24 protein-coding genes and 7 tRNA genes are annotated in these 24,641 nt (G+C 40.9%); 24 read left to right on the top strand and 7 right to left on the bottom strand.

What is annotated here, in order from left to right; all coding sequences use genetic code 11:
* Positions 1–68 precede the first annotated feature (68 nt).
* On the top strand, positions 69–2,228 hold the full coding sequence (locus tag MHI60_RS04790; protein WP_144486169.1) for a Tex family protein: 2,160 nt from the start codon (positions 69–71) through the stop codon (positions 2,226–2,228).
* Positions 2,229–2,247: 19 nt separating this feature from the next.
* On the opposite strand, the gene cmpA is transcribed toward MHI60_RS04790, so the two are convergent.
* Positions 2,248–2,382 carry a cortex morphogenetic protein CmpA gene (cmpA, locus tag MHI60_RS04785; RefSeq protein WP_008346893.1) on the bottom strand — a complete coding sequence of 45 codons (135 nt, stop codon included), beginning with the start codon at positions 2,380–2,382 and terminating at the stop codon, positions 2,248–2,250.
* Positions 2,383–2,481: 99 nt separating this feature from the next.
* On the opposite strand from cmpA, the gene MHI60_RS04780 reads away from it, so the two are divergent.
* The 13 genes from MHI60_RS04780 (at position 2,482) to MHI60_RS04720 (ending at position 10,588) form a co-directional block, all read left to right on the top strand.
* Positions 2,482–2,955: a SprT family protein gene (locus MHI60_RS04780; protein ID WP_111289827.1), complete on the top strand. Its 474-nt coding sequence runs from the start codon at positions 2,482–2,484 to the stop codon at positions 2,953–2,955.
* Positions 2,956–3,155: 200 nt separating this feature from the next.
* Positions 3,156–4,133 carry a thiamine pyrophosphate-dependent dehydrogenase E1 component subunit alpha gene (locus MHI60_RS04775; RefSeq protein WP_144486171.1) on the top strand — a complete coding sequence of 326 codons (978 nt, stop codon included), beginning with the start codon at positions 3,156–3,158 and terminating at the stop codon, positions 4,131–4,133.
* 19 nt (positions 4,134–4,152) lie between these two features.
* The gene (locus tag MHI60_RS04770; RefSeq protein WP_095407808.1) at positions 4,153–5,190 is read left to right on the top strand and encodes an alpha-ketoacid dehydrogenase subunit beta; all 1,038 of its coding nucleotides are present in this window, start codon (positions 4,153–4,155) and stop codon (positions 5,188–5,190) included.
* Between the two features lie 17 nt (positions 5,191–5,207).
* Positions 5,208–6,344 (top strand): dihydrolipoamide acetyltransferase family protein, encoded by a 1,137-nt coding sequence (locus MHI60_RS04765; protein ID WP_144486173.1) that lies wholly within the window; start codon positions 5,208–5,210, stop codon positions 6,342–6,344.
* A 16-nt stretch (positions 6,345–6,360) separates the two neighbouring features.
* On the top strand, positions 6,361–7,740 hold the full coding sequence (lpdA, locus tag MHI60_RS04760; protein WP_144486175.1) for a dihydrolipoyl dehydrogenase: 1,380 nt from the start codon (positions 6,361–6,363) through the stop codon (positions 7,738–7,740).
* A gap of 103 nt (positions 7,741–7,843) precedes the next feature.
* Entirely contained in the window at positions 7,844–9,691 is a 1,848-nt protein-coding gene (locus MHI60_RS04755; RefSeq protein ID WP_144486177.1) for a sigma-54-dependent Fis family transcriptional regulator, read from the top strand.
* Positions 9,692–9,914: 223 nt separating this feature from the next.
* A tRNA-Asn gene (locus MHI60_RS04750) sits at positions 9,915–9,989 on the top strand.
* A 4-nt stretch (positions 9,990–9,993) separates the two neighbouring features.
* A tRNA-Ser gene (locus MHI60_RS04745) sits at positions 9,994–10,084 on the top strand.
* A gap of 9 nt (positions 10,085–10,093) precedes the next feature.
* Positions 10,094–10,165 (top strand) — tRNA-Glu (locus tag MHI60_RS04740).
* Between the two features lie 20 nt (positions 10,166–10,185).
* Positions 10,186–10,260, top strand: a tRNA-Gln gene (locus MHI60_RS04735).
* Positions 10,261–10,290: 30 nt separating this feature from the next.
* Positions 10,291–10,366: transfer RNA gene (locus MHI60_RS04730), tRNA-Lys, on the top strand.
* A 7-nt stretch (positions 10,367–10,373) separates the two neighbouring features.
* Positions 10,374–10,456, top strand: a tRNA-Leu gene (locus MHI60_RS04725).
* Between the two features lie 48 nt (positions 10,457–10,504).
* Positions 10,505–10,588: transfer RNA gene (locus tag MHI60_RS04720), tRNA-Leu, on the top strand.
* Between the two features lie 362 nt (positions 10,589–10,950).
* On the opposite strand, the gene MHI60_RS04715 is transcribed toward MHI60_RS04720, so the two are convergent.
* Entirely contained in the window at positions 10,951–11,457 is a 507-nt protein-coding gene (locus tag MHI60_RS04715) for a hypothetical protein (protein WP_144486179.1), read from the bottom strand.
* A gap of 263 nt (positions 11,458–11,720) precedes the next feature.
* Here MHI60_RS04715 and MHI60_RS04710 point away from each other — a divergent pair, with 263 nt between their 5' ends.
* Positions 11,721–12,893: a sensor histidine kinase gene (locus MHI60_RS04710; protein ID WP_144486181.1), complete on the top strand. Its 1,173-nt coding sequence runs from the start codon at positions 11,721–11,723 to the stop codon at positions 12,891–12,893.
* 36 nt (positions 12,894–12,929) lie between these two features.
* Positions 12,930–13,604, top strand: a complete 675-nt coding sequence (locus MHI60_RS04705; RefSeq protein WP_144486183.1) for a response regulator transcription factor — start codon at positions 12,930–12,932, stop codon at positions 13,602–13,604.
* 249 nt (positions 13,605–13,853) lie between these two features.
* Here MHI60_RS04705 and MHI60_RS04700 read toward each other — a convergent pair whose 3' ends face one another.
* A complete protein-coding gene (locus MHI60_RS04700; protein WP_144472928.1) occupies positions 13,854–14,198 on the bottom strand; it encodes a hypothetical protein in 345 nt (114 codons plus the stop codon).
* Between the two features lie 466 nt (positions 14,199–14,664).
* Between MHI60_RS04700 and MHI60_RS04695 the strand changes: the two genes are divergently transcribed.
* Both MHI60_RS04695 and MHI60_RS04690 read left to right on the top strand, forming a co-directional pair.
* A complete protein-coding gene (locus tag MHI60_RS04695) occupies positions 14,665–15,042 on the top strand; it encodes a hypothetical protein (protein ID WP_144486185.1) in 378 nt (125 codons plus the stop codon).
* 339 nt (positions 15,043–15,381) lie between these two features.
* Positions 15,382–15,585, top strand: a complete 204-nt coding sequence (locus MHI60_RS04690; protein ID WP_003214229.1) for a cold-shock protein — start codon at positions 15,382–15,384, stop codon at positions 15,583–15,585.
* A 274-nt stretch (positions 15,586–15,859) separates the two neighbouring features.
* Here MHI60_RS04690 and MHI60_RS04685 read toward each other — a convergent pair whose 3' ends face one another.
* Together MHI60_RS04685 and MHI60_RS04680 are read right to left on the bottom strand one after the other, a co-directional pair.
* On the bottom strand, positions 15,860–16,321 hold the full coding sequence (locus MHI60_RS04685; protein ID WP_087976933.1) for a CarD family transcriptional regulator: 462 nt from the start codon (positions 16,319–16,321) through the stop codon (positions 15,860–15,862).
* 330 nt (positions 16,322–16,651) lie between these two features.
* Positions 16,652–17,701, bottom strand: coding sequence for an NAD(P)-dependent alcohol dehydrogenase (locus tag MHI60_RS04680; protein WP_144486187.1), 1,050 nt, complete (start codon positions 17,699–17,701; stop codon positions 16,652–16,654).
* A gap of 218 nt (positions 17,702–17,919) precedes the next feature.
* On the opposite strand from MHI60_RS04680, the gene MHI60_RS04675 reads away from it, so the two are divergent.
* Entirely contained in the window at positions 17,920–18,321 is a 402-nt protein-coding gene (locus MHI60_RS04675; RefSeq protein WP_095407819.1) for a MerR family transcriptional regulator, read from the top strand.
* A 43-nt stretch (positions 18,322–18,364) separates the two neighbouring features.
* Here the strand turns inward: MHI60_RS04675 and MHI60_RS04670 are convergent, their stop codons facing one another.
* Positions 18,365–19,093, bottom strand: coding sequence for a glycoside hydrolase family 16 protein (locus MHI60_RS04670; RefSeq protein ID WP_025093569.1), 729 nt, complete (start codon positions 19,091–19,093; stop codon positions 18,365–18,367).
* Positions 19,094–19,364: 271 nt separating this feature from the next.
* On the opposite strand from MHI60_RS04670, the gene MHI60_RS04665 reads away from it, so the two are divergent.
* The 5 genes from MHI60_RS04665 to MHI60_RS04645 all read left to right on the top strand — a co-directional run bounded on the left by MHI60_RS04665 (position 19,365) and on the right by MHI60_RS04645 (position 23,952).
* Positions 19,365–19,937, top strand: a complete 573-nt coding sequence (locus tag MHI60_RS04665) for a TetR/AcrR family transcriptional regulator (protein WP_025093568.1) — start codon at positions 19,365–19,367, stop codon at positions 19,935–19,937.
* Positions 19,938–20,015: 78 nt separating this feature from the next.
* Entirely contained in the window at positions 20,016–21,455 is a 1,440-nt protein-coding gene (locus MHI60_RS04660) for a DHA2 family efflux MFS transporter permease subunit (protein ID WP_048240348.1), read from the top strand.
* A gap of 194 nt (positions 21,456–21,649) precedes the next feature.
* Entirely contained in the window at positions 21,650–22,543 is an 894-nt protein-coding gene (locus MHI60_RS04655; RefSeq protein ID WP_144486189.1) for an alpha/beta hydrolase, read from the top strand.
* 157 nt (positions 22,544–22,700) lie between these two features.
* Complete coding sequence (locus MHI60_RS04650; RefSeq protein WP_144486191.1) at positions 22,701–23,078, top strand: MmcQ/YjbR family DNA-binding protein; 378 nt, start codon at positions 22,701–22,703, stop codon at positions 23,076–23,078.
* 112 nt (positions 23,079–23,190) lie between these two features.
* Positions 23,191–23,952, top strand: coding sequence for an SDR family NAD(P)-dependent oxidoreductase (locus MHI60_RS04645; protein ID WP_095407823.1), 762 nt, complete (start codon positions 23,191–23,193; stop codon positions 23,950–23,952).
* Between the two features lie 231 nt (positions 23,953–24,183).
* On the opposite strand, the gene MHI60_RS04640 is transcribed toward MHI60_RS04645, so the two are convergent.
* Positions 24,184–24,552 carry a hypothetical protein gene (locus tag MHI60_RS04640; RefSeq protein ID WP_144486192.1) on the bottom strand — a complete coding sequence of 123 codons (369 nt, stop codon included), beginning with the start codon at positions 24,550–24,552 and terminating at the stop codon, positions 24,184–24,186.
* Between the last annotated feature and the right edge of the window lie 89 nt (positions 24,553–24,641).

Raw genomic sequence — 24,641 nt, 5'->3', positions numbered from 1 at the left:
ACCTTTTTTCTGTTTTGCCGGTTTTTTTGATACACTAAATAAGAAGACACAGTGAGAGGATGCAAAGTATGAAGACATCTGACTTTTTATTGAAACAAATTGCAACTGAATTAAAGCTTTCAACGAAACAAATTGAAAGTGTGATCAAGCTTTTAGAGGATGGCAACACCGTCCCGTTTATTGCCCGTTATCGGAAAGAGCAGACAGGCTCACTGGATGAGGTGCAAATTCAAACCATTTCAGAGCGCTATACATATATCCAAAATGTCACGAACCGAAAAGAAGAAGTCATTCGCTTAATTGCTGAACAAGACAAACTAACCGATGAATTAAAACAGAAAATTGAACAAGCTCATAAACTGCAAGAGGTCGAAGATTTATACCGGCCATTCAAACAAAAGCGCAAAACAAAGGCGAATGTAGCCAAAGCAAAAGGGCTGGAGCCGCTGGCGGAATATTTACTCACGCTGCCAAGCGATCAGATCGAGAAGAAAGCAGCTGCTTTTATTAACGAAGAAAAAGAAGTGGCAAATGTAGAAGAGGCACTTGAGGGTGCGCAGCACATCATTGCTGAACAGCTGGCAGATGATCCCGATATGCGAAAATGGATTCGCAGTGAAACGTACCAAAAGGGCAGTCTGGTCACATCAGGAAAAGACGTCGAAAGCGATGAGAAAAATGTCTATGAAATGTATTACGATTATCAAGAGCCAATCAAAAAGATTGTCCCGCACCGTGTATTAGCGGTCAACCGCGGGGAGAAAGAAGGCATTTTAAAGGCAGCCATCGAACCACCTGCTGAAAATATTCGCTTCTATCTCGACAAACAAGTTCTAAAAGGCAAACAGACGACGGCGAGACCGTTTATTGAAGCGGCAATTGATGATGCATATAAACGCCTCATTCAGCCTTCTATCGAACGTGAAATACGAAAAGAGCTGACAGAAAAAGCAGAGGAACAAGCGATTCATATTTTTGCTGAAAACTTAAGAAAACTGCTGCTTCAGCCGCCAATGAAAGGGAAACGTGTACTTGGAGTCGACCCCGCATTTCGGACAGGCTGTAAATTAGCTGTCGTGGATGATACGGGAAAAGTCCATCATATTGGCGTTATTTACCCGCACCCGCCTGTGCAGAAAAAAGCGGAAGCGAAACAAAAAGTGAAAGAGATCATTCAATCATCAAACATTGAAGTTATTGCGATTGGAAACGGAACAGCCTCAAGAGAGACTGAACAATTCATTGCAGACTTGATTCAAGAGCTGGATCAGCCAGTGTCCTATTTAATCGTGAATGAAGCAGGAGCAAGTGTATACTCCGCATCTGCACTTGCGCGAGAAGAGTTTCCAGATCTGCAAGTCGAAGAACGAAGCGCCATCTCAATCGCTAGAAGATTACAAGATCCTTTAGCAGAGCTCGTGAAAATTGATCCGAAGTCTGTCGGTGTGGGCCAATACCAGCATGACGTGAGTCAAAAGCAATTAAACAGCTCGTTAACCTTTGTCGTTGAGACAGTCGTCAACCAAGTTGGTGTGAACGTCAATACAGCCTCACAGGCGCTGCTGCAATATGTATCAGGCCTTTCAAAAACCGTCGCTGGGAATATCATCAAAAGGCGCGAAGAGATTGGGAGATTCACAAGCAGAAAAGAATTGAAGGATATCCCAAGGCTCGGTGCTAAGACATATGAGCAGTGTATCGGTTTCCTTCGCATTACAGACGGACAAGATCCGCTTGACCGTACAGGCATTCACCCCGAGAGCTATAAAGAAACAAAACAGTTTTTACGCATGATCAACATGACGCCAGACGATCTTGGCACAGAGCAGTTAAAAGAGAAAATTGCTGAAGTGAAACTGGACGAAGCAGCCCAGCAGCTGGACATTGGGACAATTACACTTCAAGATATCATCGATCAGCTGACAAGACCTGAGCGTGATCCGCGGGATGAAGTACCAAAACCGCTGCTCAAAACAGATGTGTTGAAATTGGAGGACTTGAAGCAAGGAATGGAGCTGCAAGGAACGGTGAGAAACGTTGTAGACTTCGGCGCATTTGTTGATATTGGCGTAAAGCAGGATGGGCTTGTGCATATTTCTAAACTAAGCAACCGTTTTGTGAAGCATCCGCTTGATGTTGTATCAGTTGGTGACATTGTGACCGTATGGGTGGACTCCGTTGACCAAGCAAAAGGCCGCGTTGCCCTCTCCATGCTGAAACCAGAGTAAACAAAAAACGAGGCGCACCTTAGGATGGGGTGTGCCTTGATGTGACTGAATGTTTTTTTCTATAAAAGTACCAGCATTGATTCAGCAATTTGATTTGATAATGATTTTTCTCATAAAATGCCTTCTGCATCTGATTTTTCAGCCAATTGGGCATCGCCCATTCCTCCTTTGATCGAAACAGTGGATGTACCTTCAATGTATGCATAGGGGAAATTGTCCCGTTCGAGGTTTTTATAGAAAGGAACGATCTTGATTGAACGAGAGAGAGTTACAGCAGTTAACAGAACACATTTCCCAACATTTCTTTGGTAAGACATTCCGCCATCAGGCTATTTTTAATGACCGGCTAAAAACGACAGGCGGGCGATATTTACTTGGTACACACAATATTGAACTGAACCGCCGATATCTAGAGGAGCATGGACGAGAAGAATTAATCGGGATCATCAAGCATGAGCTGTGTCATTATCATCTGCACCTTGAGGGAAAGGGCTATCAGCATCGCGACCGTGATTTTAAAGCGTTATTAAAACAAGTAGGAGCCCCGCGTTTTTGTACACCGCTAAAGACCGTACGAAATAAGCGGCGTGCGGAGAAACGCCATGAATATGTCTGCACAGGATGCGGCAGGTCTTTTATAAGGAAAAGACGGTTTGATACCTCTCGTTATGTATGCGGCGTCTGCAAAGGGAAATTAAAGTGGGAGCGTACAACCGATTCATTGTGAAAAGCATTTCCTCTAAGGAGATGCTTTTTTTGTTCCAATAGATGTGTGAACATATTGAGACAAAAAGAGACGCATGTCTCATTTTGTCTCTTTTTTCATCGGTGTGATTCGCTCAAAGCATAAGTGTTCATGGGTCGTCATGTTGGCATGATTTTTGCTTGTATATAAGTGCAAGCAAAAAAGATAGGAGGTTTTACTAAATGGAAATGGCATTGACTAAAGAAAAAGCCGTATGGATGTATCAAAAGATGCAGGAAATCCGCCAATTTGAAGATCGAGTGCACACGCTTTTTACAAAAGGAATTTTGCCGGGGTTTGTCCATCTTTATGCTGGCGAAGAAGCTGTTGCCGTAGGAGTCTGTGCTCATCTGAATGAAAAAGACAGTATTACAAGTACCCACCGGGGCCACGGCCACTGTATAGCGAAGGGCTGTGATCTAAAGGGAATGATGGCAGAAATCTATGGGAAAGCCACAGGTCTCTGTAAAGGCAAAGGCGGATCCATGCACATTGCAGATTTTGATAAAGGAATGCTTGGTGCCAACGGAATTGTTGGAGGGGGCTTTCCTCTTGCGTGCGGGGCAGCCCTCACAGCTAAATATAAAAAGACAAAAAATGTAAGCGTTTGCTTTTTTGGGGATGGTGCAAACAATCAAGGGACTTTCCACGAAGGAATTAATCTCGCGGCCATCTGGAAACTGCCCGTCATTTTCATTGCAGAAAACAATGGGTACGGGGAAGCGACACCATTTTCCTATGCTTCAAGCTGCAAATCAATCGTAGATCGAGCGGCCGGTTATGACATTCCTGGGATTCAAGTAGATGGAAAAGATGTGATGGCTGTTTATCAAGCCGCAGAACAAGCAATTGAACGAGCAAAAAATGGAGAAGGTCCGACATTAATTGAATGCATGACATATCGAAATTATGGCCATTTCGAAGGAGACGCCCAGCGTTATAAAACCAATCAAGAAAAAACAGAACACCAAGAAGAGAGAGATGCGATCGCTCTTTTTAAAAATGAATTAATCAAGCAGCAGCTGCTGACGAATGGGGAGCTATCAAATATTGAAGCGGCTGTAGCAGAAGCGATAGATGAAGCCGTTACATTCAGTGAAGAAAGTGAATATCCAGATCAGACCGAATTATTGACCGACGTGTATGTTTCGTATCAATAAATCAAAGGGGGAGAGGAAAATGACAAGAGAAATCAGCATGTCTAGTGCATTAAATGAAGCGATTAAACTTGCCATGAGAAGAGACGAGGATGTCATTTTAATGGGGGAAGATGTTGCTGGAGGCGCTCATGTCGATCACTTACAGGATGATGAAGCATGGGGCGGTGTGCTTGGTGTAACGAAAGGAATCGTTCAGGAGTTTGGGCGTGAGCGAGTTCTTGACACACCGATTAGTGAAGCTGGCTATGTAGGTGCGGCCATGGCAGCAGCTTCCACAGGACTAAGGCCAATTGCAGAACTCATGTTTAATGATTTTATCGGCACCTGTCTGGATCAAGTGCTGAATCAAGGAGCAAAATTCCGATATATGTTTGGCGGAAAAGCAGAGGTGCCGATCACGATTAGAACGACACATGGAGCGGGTTTTAGAGCAGCTGCTCAGCATTCGCAAAGCTTGTATGCGCTATTTACAAGCATCCCTGGATTGAAAGTAGTGGTGCCTTCTTCACCATACGATGCCAAAGGATTGCTGCTGGCAGCCATCGAGGATCAGGACCCTGTCATCTTTTTTGAAGACAAAACGCTTTACAATATCACAGGAGATGTTCCAGAGCGATACTACACGCTGCCGCTTGGCAAAGCAGATGTGAAAAGAGAAGGCTCAGATGTGACCATTTTTGCAGTAGGCAAACAAGTTCATACAGCACTCGAAGCGGCAGAGCAATTGGCTGTCCAAGGAATTGAAGCAGAGGTGATTGATCCAAGAAGCTTGTCACCGCTCGATGAAGAGGCCATTCTAACTTCAGTAGAAAAAACAAATCGGCTTGTCATTGTAGATGAAGCAAATCCGAGGTGCGGAATTGCCGCAGATATTTCTTCTCTGGTTGCGGATAAAGGGTTCGATTTACTTGACGCTCCAATCAAAAAAGTGACGGCTCCTCATACACCGGTTCCGTTTTCACCACCGCTTGAAGATATCTATTTGCCGACACCTGATAAGGTTGTGAACACCGTCTTAGAGATGGTTGGAAAGAGTCATGACAAGATTTTGAACTAAAGAAAGGAGAGAGGGAGATGGCTGTCGAGGTTGTGATGCCGAAATTGGGCATGTCAATGAAAGAAGGAACGGTATCTGTCTGGAATAAAGAGATCGGAGAGACTGTAAATAAAGGGGAAAGCATTGCAAGCATCAACTCTGAAAAAATTGAAATGGAGATCGAATCACCTGCTGAAGGAACCATATTGGATATAAAAGTGCCTGAGGGAGAAGGTGTACCGCCTGGCACTGTCATCTGCTATATCGGTGAAGGAAATGAACAGGTCGAGGAAAAGAAAGAAAAAGGCCTGCCGCCAAAACAAAAGAAAGAGAGAATTAAAATCTCCCCTGTTGCACGTAAGATTGCTCAAAGTGCTAATCTGGATATTCATACACTAGTGGGAACAGGTCCAGATGGGAGAATCACGAAAGCGGATGTGCTTCGGGCACTTCCTGATGAAAAAGAAAAAGAACAACACAATGAACCAACAAAGCATCAGCCAGTCAGCATGATGCGGAAAACCATTGCCTCGCGAATGATGGAAAGCCTGCAAACAAGTGCACAATTAACAATAACGATGAAAGCGGATGTGACAAAGCTGACAGCATTACAGTCTGAGTTGAACGAAACAGCTGGAGCACGACACGATATGAAATTAACCATGACTGATTTTGTAGCCAAAGCAGTGATTCTTTCCCTGCTAGAGCATCCTGCAATGAACAGTCAATATCAGAATGATAGAGTCGAAACTTTTGAGTATGTTCATCTTGGAATCGCTGCTGCTTTAGATCACGGGTTGGCAGTGCCTGTTATTCGGCATGCGGAAAAACTTTCACTTATTGAGCTGGCGAAGAGTATCAAATCGTATGGCAAAAAAGCACGTGAAGGCAGACTTCTCCACGATGAAATTGAAGGCTCTACTTTTACAATCACTAATCTAGGCGCCTATGGTGTGGAACATTTCACACCGATTTTGAATCCGCCGGAAGCAGGTATTCTTGGTGTTGGCAAAGCGGATCACATGCCTGTTTATCATGGGAATGAATTATGTAAAGGGACGATCCTGCCACTCAGTCTGACCTTTGACCATCGCGTGCTGGACGGAGCGCCGGCATCACAATTTTTATCAACTGTTAAATCATATTTAGAAAATCCAGTATCCATTCTTTTATAGGAAGAAGGTGAAATGAATGACGCTTGTCATTATAGGAGGCGGGCCAGCAGGATATGTGGCGGCAATAACAGCCGCCCGTTTTGACAGAGAGGTTGTACTAATCGACCAAGGCCTGTTAGGAGGTACCTGCCTGAATGAAGGCTGTATTCCAACGAAAGCACTTTTGCAAAGCGCCGATATGTACGAGCATGTGAAATCAGCTGGACACTTTGGAATTGAGCTTTCAGAAAAGAAGCCTAGCATTCATTGGGATGCCGTTCAAAAGCGGAAGCGGTCAGTCGTCAAGCAGCTGACTGATGGCGTTCGTTATTTGATGAATAAAAACAAAATCAGCGTGTTAAATGGGAAGGCATCATTTCTTTCAGCACATGAGCTATTGATAGAAAGTGAAGGGAAATCTGAAATCATTCAGGCAAAACAAATCATTATTGCTTCAGGATCAGAACCTGCTGCTTTACCTTTCGCCCCATTTGATAGAGAGTGGATTATTGATAGTAAGGATGCGATGACGCTCCCTTCAATACCAGATTCACTTTGTATCATTGGTGGAGGGGTGATCGGCTGTGAGTTTGCAAGCATCTTTAGCAGAATGGGGTCAAAGGTTGTCATGGTGGAACAGGCAGCACACATTTTACCTGAAGAAGATCACGATACAGCTAACTGTCTTCACGATCAGCTTCAAAAAGCAGGTGTAGAGATTTTGACATCAGCAGCAGTTAAACAGCTTGATGCAATCTCAAAAAAAGTGGTGGTTGAGAAGGATCATGGGGAGCGCTGTGAAATCAAGTCCGATCATTGTTTAGTCGCCATTGGCAGAAAGCCGAAGCTGGGAGAGCTGAATCTTGAGCAGATCGGTATTGAATTTGATAGAAACGGCATCTGCGTGAATGAGCATATGCAAACCAATCTCCCGCATATCTATGCGTGCGGTGATGTGACAGGCGGCGTTCAGCTTGCTCATGCTGCTTTTCATGAAGGAACGATTGCGGCATCACATGCATCAGGTGAAGATGTAAAAGTCAATGAACACGTGATTCCAAGGTGCATCTACACGTCTCCAGAAATCGCTAGTGTCGGTTTAAATGAAGAGAATGCTAGAAAACAATATGGGGAGATTCGAATAGGGAAATTCGCATTCTCTGCAAATGGAAAAGCATTAATTTTAAATCAGCCAGCTGGTCAAGTAAAGGTCATTGTCGAACCGCAATATCAAGAAATTTTAGGTGTATCCATCATCGGGCCGAATGCAACAGAACTGATTGGACAAGCGGCGGTGATGATGCATACAGAGTTGACAGCTGATACATTAGAGCAGTTTATTGCGGCACATCCGACACTCTCTGAGGCGATACACGAAGCCTTGCTGCAAACAAATGGACGAGCGGTGCACTGCTGATAGAGAAACTTTCTATCCGAATGACTTCCTGGGTCAGCCAATAATTGAAAGCGCTTTTATAATTATCTATAATGGATAAAAAGCCCCCAGAGGAGAGGATGGAATGAATCCGACGCCTTGCTATTTAAATACTTGGAAACGTTTTGTTCGTGAAGGTTTGCTTGATAGGTCTCGTCTGGATAAGAGAGTGATGGAGTCATGGCACAGATGTAAACAGGCAAATGTGAATCCGTATTTAGATAAAGGACAGTCGTTGTTAGAAAAGGAATTATTCAGTGTTCAAAAAAAGAAGTACTCACTCTTTCTAAATGCCGCTCTTCCTTACTTAAATAAAATCAGTCAGCAATTAAAAGAATCTGACATGATGGCTTTACTCATCGATGCAGATGGTTATGTGCTAAGTCTGACTGGAAGCCAAAGGACGCTGGTAGAAGCGAAAAAAATAAATTTTATGGAGGGTGCGCGCTGGACCGAAGCCGATGTGGGGACGAACGCTATTGGAACGGCACTGGTCATTGGAGAAGCTGTAGCGATCAACGGAACTGAGCATTTTTCAGTCGCTTCCCACCATTGGAGTTGTTCAGCGGCCCCTATTCGTGATGCAGATGGCACGATCATAGGAGTCATTGATATCTCCTGTATGGCGGATCAAAGTCATCCTTTTACGCTTGGAATGGCTTCAGCAGTTGCATATGCCATCGAGAGAGAAATTCAGGTCCAGCAAAAAAGGAAAGAGATGGAGCTGATCAGTCATTGTCTCCAGCAGGTAGAAGCGGACGAACCATATGTTGTCTGTAATGAGAAAAAGCAGATTGTTTTGGCAAGTAAGCCGATTAGAGACCGGTTTTCAGACTGGTACGGAATGGATGTTGCGCTGCTCATGGACGATACATTTGTTACACGGGACAAGCAGATCATTCAGTCAGAACAAGACGGAAAGCCGCTTGGGATGTCTTTTTCTCTTGAAGAAGCAGCGAAGAGCAATATAACCGTTTCTTTTGCTCAATTTCCCGGGGAATCTGGAACAAGTACGGCATTTCAGCAGACGCTCAGCGAATTGAAACGAGCGGCACAAACAGATGCAAATGTCTATATTTGGGGAGAAACAGGTACAGGGAAAGAACTGGCCGCTCGAGCGATTCACTTAGCTAGTGAAAGACATAAAGGACCGTTTATTGCCGTGAATTGTGGAGCCATACCTGAAAGCCTGTTAGAAAGCGAACTTTTTGGTTACGCTGAAGGTGCTTTTACAGGGGCAAAACGTCATGGAGCAAAGGGGAAATTTGAACAGGCGCAGAAAGGAACTCTCTTTTTAGACGAAATTGGGGAAATCCCTTATGCGATGCAAGTGGCGCTTCTTAGGGTCATTGAAGAAAGGAAAGTCGTACCGCTCGGCGGGACACACGAAATCCCTTTGGATATTAGAATCATAACAGCGACACACCGGAATATGAACGAACTGCTGAAGGAAGGAAAAATACGTGAAGATTTGTATTACCGTCTTCATGTCTATCCAATCAACATCCCGCCGCTTAGAGAAAGAAAAGAAGACATTGTTGATTTATATCGTTATTACCAAAAGAAACACCAATGGAATGCGACATTTCCTGAATCTTTTTTTCGTAAGCTAGAAGCGTATCATTGGCCTGGAAACATACGAGAACTTTTTAATCTGTTTGAACATATAAGGGTTCTGTTTCCTAAAGGAGGATGGATTGGTGAATCGCAATATGCGGCGGTATTAGAGACGATGGATCAGAAAAAGCAGAAGCTGCCTCCAGTAGAATGTACCGAGATTCCAAAAGAGCTCACGTTTAGGGAACGCATTCAAAAGCAAACAGTGATAGAAGCACTGCACAAAACAAAAGGTCATGTGTCAGAAGCAGCGAGGTCAGCAGGTGTGCCAAGAAGCACCTTTTATAAGTGGATGCGAAAGTATAAGCTGTCATGAACTCATAGGGAGCGCAGCAGCAAGGAGGCCTTGGTCTTTCAGTTAGAGGTCGGGGTCTTTCTGTCATGTCTAAACAGAAAACAAAAAGGAAGGAAGAAAGGCTTGACTGTTATATTAGTATATGTTAAATTATAAAAGCCGTCGCTAATGAGACAGGAATGAAACACTTAAAAATTCTTGACACATTTTTCTGGCATAGATATAATGAAACATGTCTTATTATTCCGCAGTAGCTCAGTGGTAGAGCTATCGGCTGTTAACCGATCGGTCGTAGGTTCGAGTCCTACCTGCGGAGCCATAATGGAGAAGTACTCAAGTGGCTGAAGAGGCGCCCCTGCTAAGGGTGTAGGTCGCGTAAGCGGCGCGAGGGTTCAAATCCCTCCTTCTCCGCCATTATTGTATGGCCCGTTGGTCAAGCGGTTAAGACACCGCCCTTTCACGGCGGTAACACGGGTTCGAATCCCGTACGGGTCATGTTTTGTTTTTTGATTCGTTGGGCTATAGCCAAGCGGTAAGGCAACGGACTTTGACTCCGTCATGCGTTGGTTCGAATCCAGCTAGCCCAGCCATTTTTATATATGTTTTTCTGCATAGCAGATGAGCCATTAGCTCAGTTGGTAGAGCATCTGACTTTTAATCAGAGGGTCGAAGGTTCGAGTCCTTCATGGCTCACCATTGTCACGCGGGTGTGGCGGAATTGGCAGACGCGCTAGACTTAGGATCTAGTGTCTTTATGACGTGGGGGTTCAAGTCCCTTCACCCGCATTGTTTTTTCAAACAGTGCACTTATGCATATATGAGCACATCATACACGCGGTCGTGGCGGAATGGCAGACGCGCTAGGTTGAGGGCCTAGTGGGTGAATAACCCGTGGAGGTTCAAGTCCTCTCGGCCGCATCAATGATACCAAAGGTTGTAGACCTTTGGTATTTTTATTTCTAAATGAATCTGTCCACTCACCTTAAGTAAGTGGACTTTTTTGTTTGAGATCGATATTTTTATATCATGTCGTCCAATTTTTCAGCCATAGCCTTTTGTTTGTTAGGAAATAAGTGACCATATACGTCTATTCTTTAAAATTACTGTAGATCGAGTTGGTGCATAAATCTTTTCTCCATTTTCTCCTAACACTCTTGTATATCCAAGATATCAGCATATAAAAAAGAAGAGGCCTTTTGGGGTTAACCTCTTCTTTTCTTTTTCATCCTAGTGATAACACCAATATTACAACATGGACATCTAATTTTACATCATTTAATTTAGACACTTGTTGCAGCTTTTTTACGACTCAACTGGAGTCGAATGAAGATACCGAGAATTCTTGTTGTAAACATAGCAAGTGTAAAGAAGATAAAGGCAGGTGGTATGATATCAATATCCAATTTATGTGTGATCATAAACTCCATAAAGCGCTGTGGATTCCAATGTTCAGCATAGTTAGTTAATACAATGCGCCAACCGAGACCGATTATCCATAATAATAAATAAGGTATGCCTGCAATGGTGAAGGCTTTTCCCTCAGACCATTCTATTTTGACAGTGAAAAGAATCAATATTCCAAATAAAATGCCTGCAGCTATCATAAACCCTAATGCAACAATGTCATTTCCTGATGTGGGAATATCCTTAACGTACATTTTTATGACAATACCACATATAATAAACGGCAAAATAGCATTTCGCACTGTAAATTTCTTTCGTCCAAATTGTGTAAATAAAACAACTAAAAAGATCGTCCCCATGATTAACCACGTTTGAGTATCCAAATCAATTCCTCCGTAATATATATTTAGCCTGATTTATATAAGCTGTGTAGAATTTAATGTTAAAAAATCGACCTAAGCTCAAGCTATGAATCGTACACTTAAGACTATATCAACTATCAAAGTATCCATCTTCTATCCGTTGACTGATTTTAAAAAAGAAAAAATATATCTGTAGGTAGAGGCACAACTGGTTTGTTATTTGTTACTATAACGGAATAAACTCAAGAGATATGGAATTGATAAGAATGAGGAAGTGATAAGGTTTGCTTTTTGATGCGAATACGCGATTGATTAAGGTCATTGCAACCATTGCTTTGTTATATGTGTTGTATAAAGAATTCACGAATCAAGTATTTGAGGCTGTCATTGGGTTTTCTTTAATAATACTGTTATATCTCGTCTTACTGTGGGCACGGGAGACTTGGTTGAGTGGGGTAAAATATGCTGTTATTTCACTCTTGATTTTAGCAATAGAATTAATTTTGAATAATGTATACGGCATAACTGACGCAGCTTTGTTATGGCCATTAGTTTGGATTTTGGCAACGGTTTATGATAAGTACAAGTATTTATCTTCTATTCTGGCCTTACTTACAATAGTGGTTTTTATATGCATATCTCGGCCTGTTACTTTCACAGCACCTCTTATCTTAGTAGGATTATTTATAGTGGTCTTAATTCGTAAGATTTGGAAAAATGCTTATCGAATGAAGGAATTACACCTGCAAGAAATAAACAAGGCACATCAAGAGTTAAAAGAAGCACACGCTGAACTGCAGGAAGCTACTATGAATTCCATGAAATATGCAGCTTTAGAAGAACGTATAAGGCTTGCTCGTGAAATTCATGATGGTCTTGGCCACCAGCTCACATCCTTAATTATTCAGCTGCAGGCTCTTGAAATTATGCTGCCGGATGAACCGAAAAAGGCATCTGAAGTAACCACGCAATTACTTCAGATAGCTAGGAAAGCTATGGCTGAAGTTCGTTTTTCGGTAAGAGAATGGTCAAGTGATGAAATGGGTCTCGGGATTATCGCTTTAAAAGGACTTGTATCTCAAATTCAAGGTCGCTCTCCAATAAAATTCAATTTTGTTCAGGAATCAAAAATTTCCGAATGGCCCAATGAAACCAGTATTGTACTATACCGCACACTTCAAGAATCCCTAACTAACATTTTACGTCACTCAAATGCCACATCGGTTACAATTCACCTTCAGGAAGTGAATGATGAAATTATTTTAAAGGTATCTGATAATGGAGACTATGTGAATGATGTCCCGTTGAAAGTAGGGTTCGGATTAAATGGAATGATAGAACGTTGTCAACAACAAGGAGGGACGTGTACATTTACTTCGGTGAAACCGCATGGTCTTTGTATTGAGATAACGCTCCCAATAGAAAAAAGGTCACATCATGATATACATAATCTGTAAAAAGGAGTTTCATTCTTTTGTGGGGGGAAATGGGAAATGGATGAAAAAAATAAGATTCGAATCGTACTGGCTGATGATCAACCTATTGTCCGTCAGGGTTTAAAATATATCATTGATTCACAAGCAGACATGGAAGTTGTTGGTGAAGCAGCTGATGGGAAAACAACGATAGAGATGACAAAAAACACGAATCCTGATGTGGTCCTAATGGATATTCAAATGCCAAATGGGACTGGCATAGAAGCTACTTACAACATTCTTGATTCAATGCCTTATATCAAAGTGGTGCTTCTTACAACATTCGATGTCCAAGATTATGTATTTGATGGCATTCGAGCCGGTGCTGTTGGTTATTTATTAAAGGATACCGATACGAAAGAACTTCTAGATGGTATTCGATGGGTTAACCAAGGTCAAGCGATCTACCGAACAGCAATGGCTAGTAAAGCACTTGCAAAAGCCATTAGTGAAGGTAAGAATACTGAACAAAATGATACCAAAACTTCAGACTTGCCCGAACCCTTAACTGAACGCGAAACTGATGTTTTGCAGCAAATGGCTTATGGTCGGAGAAATTCAGAAATTGCGGACATTCTTCATATATCACAAGGGACAGTTAAGTCACATGTCCATCGTATTTTTCAAAAACTTGGTGTTGAAGATCGGACACAAGCTGTAGTATTTTCCATACGAAATGGGTTAGTTGAATAATTGAAAAACGTTATTTAAATCTAACATATAAATGATGAATTCTATAAGCAGAACATAAAAGTGTAATGAAAATAAGCTTTCATAACCAATGATATGTTTTCACAATGTTGAGGCCGAGTGGGTGAATAACCCGTGGAGGTTCAAGTCCTCTCGGCCGCATCTAAAAAACCAAAGGTTGTAGACCTTTGGTTTTTTTATCACTTTTTAATGAATCTGTCTATTTTACCATAAGTAAGTGGGCTTTTCGAATTATCGAGGTTCAACTGTAATCTTAAAAATGACGTAGTTATCGTTTATATCATAGGCATAAACCAACGCCGTGCCAAGTGATGAGTAAGAAGATACGACACCACTAGAACTAATGCTGATAAGGTGACTGCCAGAGATGATTTCCCACCTTGTATAGCCATACAGCAATCCAACATTTGAGTTTCTTAACATATGGAAATCGACTGTTCCAATTTCATTTGTAGGCTTTGCTATATTGTGACTTTTTGCAGGTTCTTGCGCAGAAGCTTGATTTGTTAAAGCTGGAAGAGTTAATGAAGTAATTGATAATACTGAAACAATTAATCCCTTGTAAAGTTTATTCATAATACTTCCCCCTAAGTTTGGTTTTGTTACAAATCTATCATAACATGTAAAATATTTGAAATATATGAATTGTTTGTGAAACTGTATAGATCAATTTTAAGGAGGGGCAATACCAAGTTAATTTTCGTGGAAGGGGTAATGTATGTTGGCGTACTCTATTCTGAATATGAAATTCAAAAATTGTATGCTAAGTGGAAACATGCCCGGTCATTTTAATATAAATTTCTCGTTTGAATGAACGATTCCACATCAGATTATCTTAGGTGTGAAATCATATTGCGACTTTAATTAATATCCTCTAAAGAATCGTTGACAATCATCATGCGATTGTTGTCCATAAAAGAACTGAATAAGCTTTTTTATTAAGAGTTTCCTTTCGTCGTTTATATTGTAAAATAAAGGTTATGATGAGATAATTTGATAAAAAGAAATTAAGTCGCATAAGATCAACCAAAGGAGTTATAACATGATAAAAAGGGTTTCTCTAGTTTTACTTACTCTCATGATGTCTATAGTTGTTTTGCTAGTGGCTGCCAAAAATTCCCCTGGGGATAATGTCATTTCATTTGATCAGCCTCACATCTTAATAATATCAATTGTAATAATGGTATGTTTATTCATTCCTCCGTTAGTGATGTCCTTTTTCAGTCACTTGATTGTGAGAACTATATCTAGTGTATACCAATGTTTTATTGTTCTATCTTTTCTGGGGCTCATTCCAATAGGATTTCTTATTCCAGATTTTTTAACAATTGTTGTTTCTGTTGTAGGAACTTTAGCCAGCGTTGCTAGTCTTATAGTAACTTTAAGAATTGATAGGAATAAAGATGCCAATCTTAACTAAAATAAAAATGACATCAATTTTCTAAGAGTACAGTAATGTTTCGTTATTCCTTACTTTTAAATAAAGTGAAAGTTGTCTAAATGGATTGACGTTATAAACTTGTTTATTCCTTCGGATTGAACACCCTTTTTTAAAGTCAGAGGAACAAAATTGAGTATGATCGTTGATTTTGTTCTTTTAAATCCTAAATTGCAATTATTTCCGATTCATGCTACAATAAGAATAATTATTTTTGTTCGGCGTAAAGGATAGCATGAAGAAAGACTTTTCGTCTTGAGGATACTTTGGGCAAGGATAGTATAATACATTGTGTGGTATACGCACGAGGAGGCAACAAACATGGAACAAGGTACAGTAAAATGGTTTAACGCAGAAAAAGGTTTTGGATTTATCGAACGTGAAGAAGGCGACGATGTATTCGTACATTTCTCAGCTATCCAAGGTGACGGATTCAAATCTTTAGACGAAGGTCAAAAAGTTACATTTGACGTAGAGCAAGGTTCTCGTGGAGCTCAAGCTGCTAACGTTCAAAAAACTGCTTAATCTTCATCCTTTTAAAACAGGTTCTCTGTAGAGAGCCTGTTTTTTTATGCTTTCACGCATTTTTTCAATAAAAAACCCTACTCAGCGTACAAGTAGGGAGATGTTACAAGGTAATCGTAAAAAAATTCATGCTTCAAAGGTTTATCAACAGTATAGCATATTGGATTTACAATATGCGGAATTTGCCTAAATAAATTCTTTTTTTAAATAAAATGAAGGGTGGAAATGTTCTTAGAGAACGTGTATTCAAAAATGGTGAGCGTGGAAGAGATTCTTAACAAAAACTTTTTATTTGTTTTTCTGTAATCCCTTTGATGACTTCTAATTCACTTAGCAAAAATTCATGGGCATCATCCAGCATTTTCTTTTCACTAGCATTTAGTGCTTTCTCTTTCTTCATACGCATAAGATCACGCACAACTTCAGCACCATCTTGGATGTTACCCGTTTTTATTTTGTTTGTATTAATTGTATGCCGTTCTTTCCACGTCAGTAATTGATCTGATTTGCCATGCTGGAAAATGTGCATCACATTCTTTAAAGCCAGTATATCTGTAACAGGTCTTATACGTGAACCTGACATTTTCCGTGTTGGAATCATTACTTTCATATGACTGATTGACATTTTAATCACATAATACTGCTGTTTTTCATCAGAAAATTCTTTTTCTTCTATGGCTTCAATTATACCTGCTCCGTGCATTGGATAAACAATGTTATCACCAATTTGAAACATATCATCCACCTCCATATATTGTATCTACTTTAAGGGTACCACACTTGGAGGAGAAATAATCAAATTTTTAATAATAACATGTTTATTTATTTGTTGTCAACAAATTTAGTTCTAAAAAAGAGAGTTAATTTTTTAGGAATTTTGGATGTGATTTTTTTAATTTGAACATATTCTCCTCGCTATAAGAAGAACAGGATAACCACAATTACTGCTCGGACTCCACCCTTTGTATCCGCCATCCAGTCTTTCAAACGTAAACAGCTGTTTATGAGGAAATCATGGTTAAAAAAAAGACCAGCCATTGAGCCAGTCTTTCAAAATAGAATTCGATCATAACGTCGAAATATCAATCACAAACCGGTAACGAACATCACTTTTCAGCACACGTTCATACGCTTCATCAACTTGATTAGCATTGATGACTTCAATTTGTGGTGCGATGTTGTGAGCAGCTGCGAAATCGAGCATTTCTTGTGTTTCTTGGATGCCGCCAACGAGTGAACCGGCTATACTGCGGCGGCCGGAAATTAATGAAAAGACGTGGAATTGATCCGGTTTAGGCGGTGCACCGACGTTCACCAAGGTTCCATCTACACGGAGTAAGGACAAATAGGCATCCACGTTAATGTTGGCAGAGACCGTATTGAGAATAAGGTCGTACTGACCGGCTAGTGTCTGAAACGTATTAGGATCACTTGTAGCAAAGTAGTCTTTTGCGCCAAATGACAGTGCTTCTTCTTTTTTATTTAAAGAGCGGCTCAACACCGTCACTTCAGCACCTAGAGCGCTCGCGAATTGAATGGCGACATGACCGAGTCCGCCCATTCCGACGATAGCAACCTTTTTGCCAGGACCTGCCTTCCAGTGCTTTAATGGTGAATAAGTGGTAATGCCAGCACAGAGAAGAGGACTTGCGGCATCAAGGGGCAGTTGATCAGGAATGCTGACGACAAATCGTTCAGTCACGACAATTTTTTGACTGTAGCCGCCATAAGTCGGTTCCCCGTCATAGTCACGGCTGTTATACGTTTGGACGACCCCTTTTGTGCAATACTGCTCGTCTCCATTTTGACAATATTCACAGGTGCCGCAGGAATCCACAAAGCAGCCAACGCCTACACGGTCTCCGATCTGAAATTTCGTCACATCATTACCTACAGCTGCAACGACCCCAGTAATCTCATGACCCGGAACCATCGGGAAAATACCGCCGCCCCATTCATCAAAAGCGCTGTGGATATCTGAATGACAGATCCCGCTAAATTGAATATCAATTAAAATATCATGTGGACGAAGCGCTCTTCGTTCAATGATCGTCCGTTCAAAATTCGCTTTTGCGTGTGAAACACTTAAAACATTTGATTGGTGCGTCTGACACATTCTTGATCATCCTTTCAAAAATAAGATTCGATTCTTTCTTCTATACTGTACTTGTTAAAGTGGACTATAAGTCAACAGAAAACCTTCTGTGATAATGAATTCAGGCTTTTACGACATTCTTGAATCAAGAATTGAGCCAAAAGCATCTTGCTTTCTTTTTCAAAATGGAGATGATGAGGAAAGGGAGATCGGAAGGTAAGAGAAAGAAGGAGGGTACAATGAAAATAGCACAAGCAGCAAAACAGCTCGATTTATCCACTGCGACACTTAGATATTACGAAAATATTGGTTTGATTAGGGAAATCAAACGTGACGATCATGGGATTCGTGATTATACAGAGGATGATCTTCAATGGATTGAATTTATCAAGTGTATGAGAAATGCAGGGCTCTCGATTGATGCGCTTAGAGAATATACAGCCTTATTTTTTGAGGATGATGATTATACGTTATCTTCGCGAAAAAACATTTTGGTCAATGAACGAGAAAGACTCGTCCAAAAACAAAAGGAAATCGAAGAGACCATTAAACGATTGGATTTCAAAATAGAAAGTTATGAAGATATTATCCACAATCATGAGAAAAAACTCGCTCATCAGCTGAAAACTCATTCTAATTAAACGAAGAAAAACCTGTGACTTGTCACAGGTTTTTTTGATAGAGTTATCTTTTTGTGTAACGCACCCAGTTATAATGTGCGTGGAGCGGTGTAACACCGTTGTAGGAGCCGAGCCATTCATCGACACCTGCACCATTCCACAGGTTCATCATAATTTTCCCTGGTGTTTGAGGAATTTGAGTGGTGGCGGTATGCTTTAATTGCCCATCGACATACCATTTGATAGAGTTTGGCTGCCAGTCAAATGCATACGTGTGATAAGAGTTCGCTGCATCGAAACCAAGGTTGACGATCTTTTCATGATTTCCTACACCATTGGTATAGTAGTTAAACTGTACCTTTGTCGTATCTTTTCCTAGAAATTCAATGTCAATCTCATCCCAAGGCGTACCATCAGTCGGTCCCGTATAAGTGAAGAAAGAAGAGACGATCCCCACATTTTTGGCTGGCTTCATGTTGACTTCATATAGCCCATAGCCGTACGTTTGAACGGAACGGTTTTCTCCGCAGTCAAACTTGTTATAGGCGGGACTTGTGAGCGATAAACGCATTTCACCTGATGAGGTCATCGACACGTTATTTGCACGCCACGTACAGTTAAACATGTTTCCATTCGAGTATCCATCGGCTTTTTGCCATAACCCCGTATTATAGTTGTTAAAAGGTTCATAAAACGATCCACCCGTTTGTGCCGAGGCACCCGCTGTAAATGTGGACAAACTCAAGACTAATCCAGTGACAAGCAACATCAACATTCGTTTCATACGGTACATATTCGCATTCTCCTCTCCTTTTATGGAAGCGCTTTCTTTATTGATCATACATGATTCTTTCAAAAGGGAAAATCGGTCTAAATAATGATAAACAGTGTGCATTATTTAATAGAATTGAAAGAAGGATCATAAGTAAAAAATAATGATTGACATTGCGGACAGTTGTCCGTAAGATAATATCGGGACAATTGTCCTAAGAAAAACCTAAAGTGTTTTGATTTAACACATAGAGATAAGTGTCATGTGGATGAAGGTAAAGAAGGTGAGCATGGTGGAAAAGGATATTGGGGAGGAAATTGAAGAGATCGCATTCTCCTTATTTCAAGAATTTGGTGTAGAAAATGTCAGCATGCACAAAATTGCGAAAACAGCTGGTGTTGGGCAGGGCACTCTTTACCGCCGCTACGCCAATAAAAGTGATCTGTGCCTTTCTATCCTTGGGGAGAGATTTGAACAGCTGATCCCAGCTTTGCATCTTTACTTGAGCAAAATAAGTGATCAGCCGGTCCGTGAACGTTTGCGCTATGTTCTCGAAGAAATTCATCTGATCGTCGGTCACCATCTAGACTGGATTCGGATGCTCACAATTTCTGGGAATTTAGAGCAGACAAGTAAAGTGTATGAGAGTCATTACAGTCAATCACTTAGACAAATCATTCGTGATTTGCTTGAGGAAGCGAGAGAAAAGGGAGAAGCGAACATACAGGATATAGAACTGACAACGTTATGTATGTCCTCTCCAATGACGCCTGAGCTCATGTTTTATATACATGAATCTGGCTATTCAATCGAAAGAATAGCTCAATTTGCTGCAGAAAAACAGATTTTATCCGTCTTTCAATAGACATAAAAGTGGCTCATTTCTGACCACCCTGACTTCCTAAGTTCATCTAAATTCAAAAAGAAAAGGAGCCAACTTAATATGAACAAACAGAAAGCAGCAGCTTCTGAAATTCGAACGCTGCCCATTATTATTTCTTTTATCACAGCTGGATTTATTGGCCTGTTCAGTGAAACGGCATTAAACATGGCGCTGAGAAGTTTAACGTTAGACTTTGGAATTGAAGCGACGACTGCTCAGTGGCTGACAACAGGATATTTATTAACACTTGGTATTCTCGTACCGATTTCAGGACTCATTCTTCAATGGTTTACGACAAGACAGCTTTTCATTACATCGCTCGTCTTTTCGATCATCGGAACATTTATTGCGGCGGTTGCGCCAGTCTTTAGTATTTTAATGGTAGCACGTGTCGTGCAGGCAGTCGGCACAGCATTGCTTCTGCCATTGATGTTTAATACGATTTTGGTCATCATTCCACCTCATAAACGAGGCAGATCGATGGGGATTATTGGTCTTGTGATCATGTTTGCACCAGCTGTCGGCCCGACCGTCTCTGGACTTATTCTGAAATCGTTGACGTGGCATTGGATTTTCTGGATTTCACTTCCTTTATTAATTGCTGCACTCGTATTTGGTTATATCTTTATGCAAAATATTACAGAACCAACAAGACCGAAAATCGACATTTTATCAATTGTGCTTTCAACCATTGGTTTCGGCGGAATTGTGTATGGCTTTAGCAGTGCCGGTGAAGGCGGCGGCTGGAGCAGTATGCATGTCATCGTTGCAATTGTAGTTGGTGTCATAGGGATTCTTGTGTTCTCTTTAAGACAGTTGAACATGAAAGAACCAATGCTGAACTTAAGCCCGTTTAAATATCCGATGTTTGTCATTGGGTTACTTCTGATTTTAGTGTGTATGATGGTGATGCTGTCTGCTATGATGATTTTGCCATTGTATCTGCAAACGTCCTTGGCGCTTTCTACATTTACAGCAGGTTTAATGCTATTGCCAGGTGGAATTATCAACGGACTGCTATCCCCAATCATGGGTGGTTTATTTGATAAGTTTGGTCCAAAATGGCTTGTCATTCCAGGTCTTGTCATTGTCGCAGCGACGATGTTTGGCTTTACGAATCTAAGTGTGAATACGTCGATTGGATTCATTGTAACCCTTCATATTACATTAATGATCGGAATCGCGATGATTATGATGCCTGCTCAAACAAATGGATTGAATCAGCTGCCGCCAGAGCTATATCCGCATGGTACAGCGATTATGAATACATTGCAGCAGGTGGCAGGAGCCATTGGTACTGCAATCGGTATTTCGATTCTTTCATCAGGAGCACGCAGCTTTATGGAAAATGTGTCTGATCCCGCAAATCCGATGAATCAGCTGCTCGCCTTTACAAATGGTGTCCAGCATGCATTTATCTTTGCAGTGATCATGACCGTCATTGGGTTAATCATCGCTTTCTTCATTAAACGAGTGAAGGTAGAACAGCAAGTATCATAAGAGAAATGAAAAGCACTGTGGACATAGCGCCGCAGTGCTTTTTTATTTGCCCAATGCTTGTTTCAAAGAGTGAGAAAAAGGGGAGATAGGTAAAAAGTGAACAAATGAAAATTGCTGCTGATTCAGTAGGAGGAAAAGAGGAAAAGGAAACGAATGAGTTAACTAAGAAATGAATAAGATAGGAGTCTGAGATCATGAACTTAGAAGAACAAATCAAAATCGCTGCATCATTACGCCAGCCATCTGAAGGTTCATTAGCGAGTCAATCGGAACTAAAACCAGTAAATCCTCCTGAAGTGAACAAAATGGAATATGATATTCCAACAAGTGCTGGCGAAACAAAGGTGTGGGTATTTAAGCCAGTGAACACATCAAAACAGCTGCTTCCTGTTTTTGTGAATTTACATGGCGGCGGATTTATCATGGGCAGTGCTGAAATGGATAATCCATGGTGTCCAGTCATTGCAGACCGGGCGCAATGTATCGTTGTCAATGTCGAGTATCAGCTTGCACCCGAGCACCCTTTCCCAGCCGCTCTCCATGAATGCTACGATGTACTGAAGTGGCTGTATGAACACCCTGATGAACTTCAAATCGATCGGAATGCATTAGCTATTGGCGGACATAGCGCAGGAGGAAATTTGGCAACGGCTGCTTGTCTATTGAATATTCAAAGAGGAAATACACTCCCAATTGCCTATCAAGTGCTTGATTATCCGCCGCTCGATCTAGCCACTGATCCAGCACAAAAGCCAGCGTTTGAAGAAGCGATCCCAGTTGAATTGGCGAGACTCTTTAATTCCTTCTATCTGCAAGGCCAAGATCCGCAAAATCCGCTCGTTTCTCCGGTTTTTGCAGATCGTTCAACCTTAGCAAAAATGCCTCCAGCTCTCGTCATCACAGCAGAGAGGGATTCGCTGGCTGAAGAAGCCGAGCAATATGCTGCCAAGTTAAAAGAAGCTGGGGTAAACGTCACGTACAAACAATTTAAAGGTGTCCCTCACGGCTTCACGCATGCCGGAGATTTAGCCATAGCTGAAGAAGCTTGGCATTTGATAGGGGATCAATTAAAGAAGGCGTTCGAATAAGAAAAGTAAAGTGATTCAAAGCACAGGAGACAATGGGCCTGTGCTTTTATTATTTGTTTCTGAAAAAGAAAAGTGAATGTAAAAAGGATCAGATATCTTTTCTCGTTGTCGATATAATAGAAAGAATAGATAACCTCTTAAAAAAGGAGCGAATGAAATGAAAAAAGAACAGCTACAGGCATTTTGTCTTTCTTTAAAAGGAACAATTCATGATTATCAACCTGAGTGGCAGGCAGATCGTTATCATATTGGCGGAAAGATGTTTGCTATGATGGGGGGAGATGCTAATCGAAAGCCTGTCATCACGTTAAAATGTGATCCTCATCGTGCTGAAGAACTAAGAGAGATGCATGAAGGAATTATCCCTGGCTACTATATGAATAAGACTCATTGGAATTCCATTTACCTTGATGCAGACATTCCATCCTCATTTGTAGAGGAGCTAATCGAACATTCCTACCAATTGGTTTTTCAAAAATTAACAAAAAAATCTCAACATGACATCCTCCAAAATGATTCCAAAGGAATTGACTGAGGAGCTGTACTAAGTTAGACATGATGCCCTTTGACTCTCTTCAAAATTGACTTGAGCGAAACGCTGTCGTTATAATTTAACCAGTAAGAAGACACGAATAGGGGGATATAAAATGGGCTATACAGTCATTACAGGAGCAAGCTCAGGTATTGGATATGAGGCGGCTCTTGCCTTTGCAGCACGAGGGGAAAATCTTATATTAGCTGCACGCCGGCTCGATAAACTCCAAGAATTGAAGAAAAAGATTCATGATCAATATCCCGATATCAAAGTAGTCATACAGTCAGTCGATTTAACAAACATAGAGCAAGTGTATTCATTTTATGAATCATTATCAGATTATGAGCTGGATACGTTTATAAATAATGCAGGGTTTGGTCACTTTGGCTCTATAGGAGAACAAGATTTAAGTAAAATTGGGGACATGCTTCATCTGAATATCGAAGCATTAACGATTCTATCCACCTTATTTGTTCATGATTATGAGCAAGTAGAGGGAGCGCAGCTGATTAACATTTCTTCACGAGCAGGCTATACAGTCGTCGGCAATGCTGTCACCTATTCAGCAACGAAGTTTTACGTGAGCGCCTTTACAGAAGGGCTGGCCCTAGAGTTGAAAGGAAAAGGAGCCAAATTACAGGCAAAAGTATTAGCGCCATCCGCGACAGAATCAGAATTTGCAAAGCGTTCATTGGATGTAGACGAATTTGAATATGAAGGCAATTTCAAGAAATATCATACATCAAAAGAAATGGCAGCTTGTATGCTTGAGCTTTATGACAGTGAAAAAACAGTCGGTATTGTGGACGGAAAGACATTCGAATTTGAATTGAAAGATCCAATCCTTTCACACGCTGGTACAGTTATGAAATAAAGATTCCATCACTGAGTTAGATATCCTCAGTGATTTTTTTATGGCATGATTGATTGTGTGGTGAAGCATAGGAGGAATGTACAAGTGAAGGCTATTAAGCAACACAAAATTTGCCCTTCGCCACTATACAGAAGAGGATTTTGTACGTCCTAGGAAGATCGCTCAAAATGGATACCGATTATTTGATGAGAAAAATGCTTTAAAGAAACTAATGAAAAAAACACCTTAGCGTTAGGTGTTTTTTTCATGCATTCTTTGATAAAACAAAGAATCACAAGTCCAGTAGATAAGACTGCTCATGATGATGATGGGTAAAGACGCCTGGCTCCCAATACCATCAATGAAAAAGAGCATGACAATCATTGCAATCAATAAATAAGCAGCTAAATAAAGTAGATGAAAAGCCTTTGGCTGCAAAGAAAACAATAACTGCAAAGGAACTGCAAAGACGAAATAATAAACAAAAAAGATAGGAATGTAAAATATCAGAAACGCAGGTTCAGCTTGAATAGGTGGAAATAAGCAGACAAACAAGCCGAGTAAAATAGAGCTGATGAATAGTGTGATTAGGATTTTGTAAAAGGGTTGAAGCGAATGCAAAATGTATACTCCTTTTTTGTAAAATTTACTATATTTTATCATAAATTCATTATCAAGCATCGGTTATTTTTAAAATACGCCACCTTCAA

Source organism: Bacillus sp. FSL K6-3200 (genome assembly GCF_038630485.1).
Taxonomy (GTDB): Bacteria; Bacillota; Bacilli; order Bacillales; family Bacillaceae; genus Bacillus; species Bacillus safensis.
Note: the sequence above shows the minus strand (reverse complement) of the source record. Positions and strands in the feature narration are given on the sequence as shown.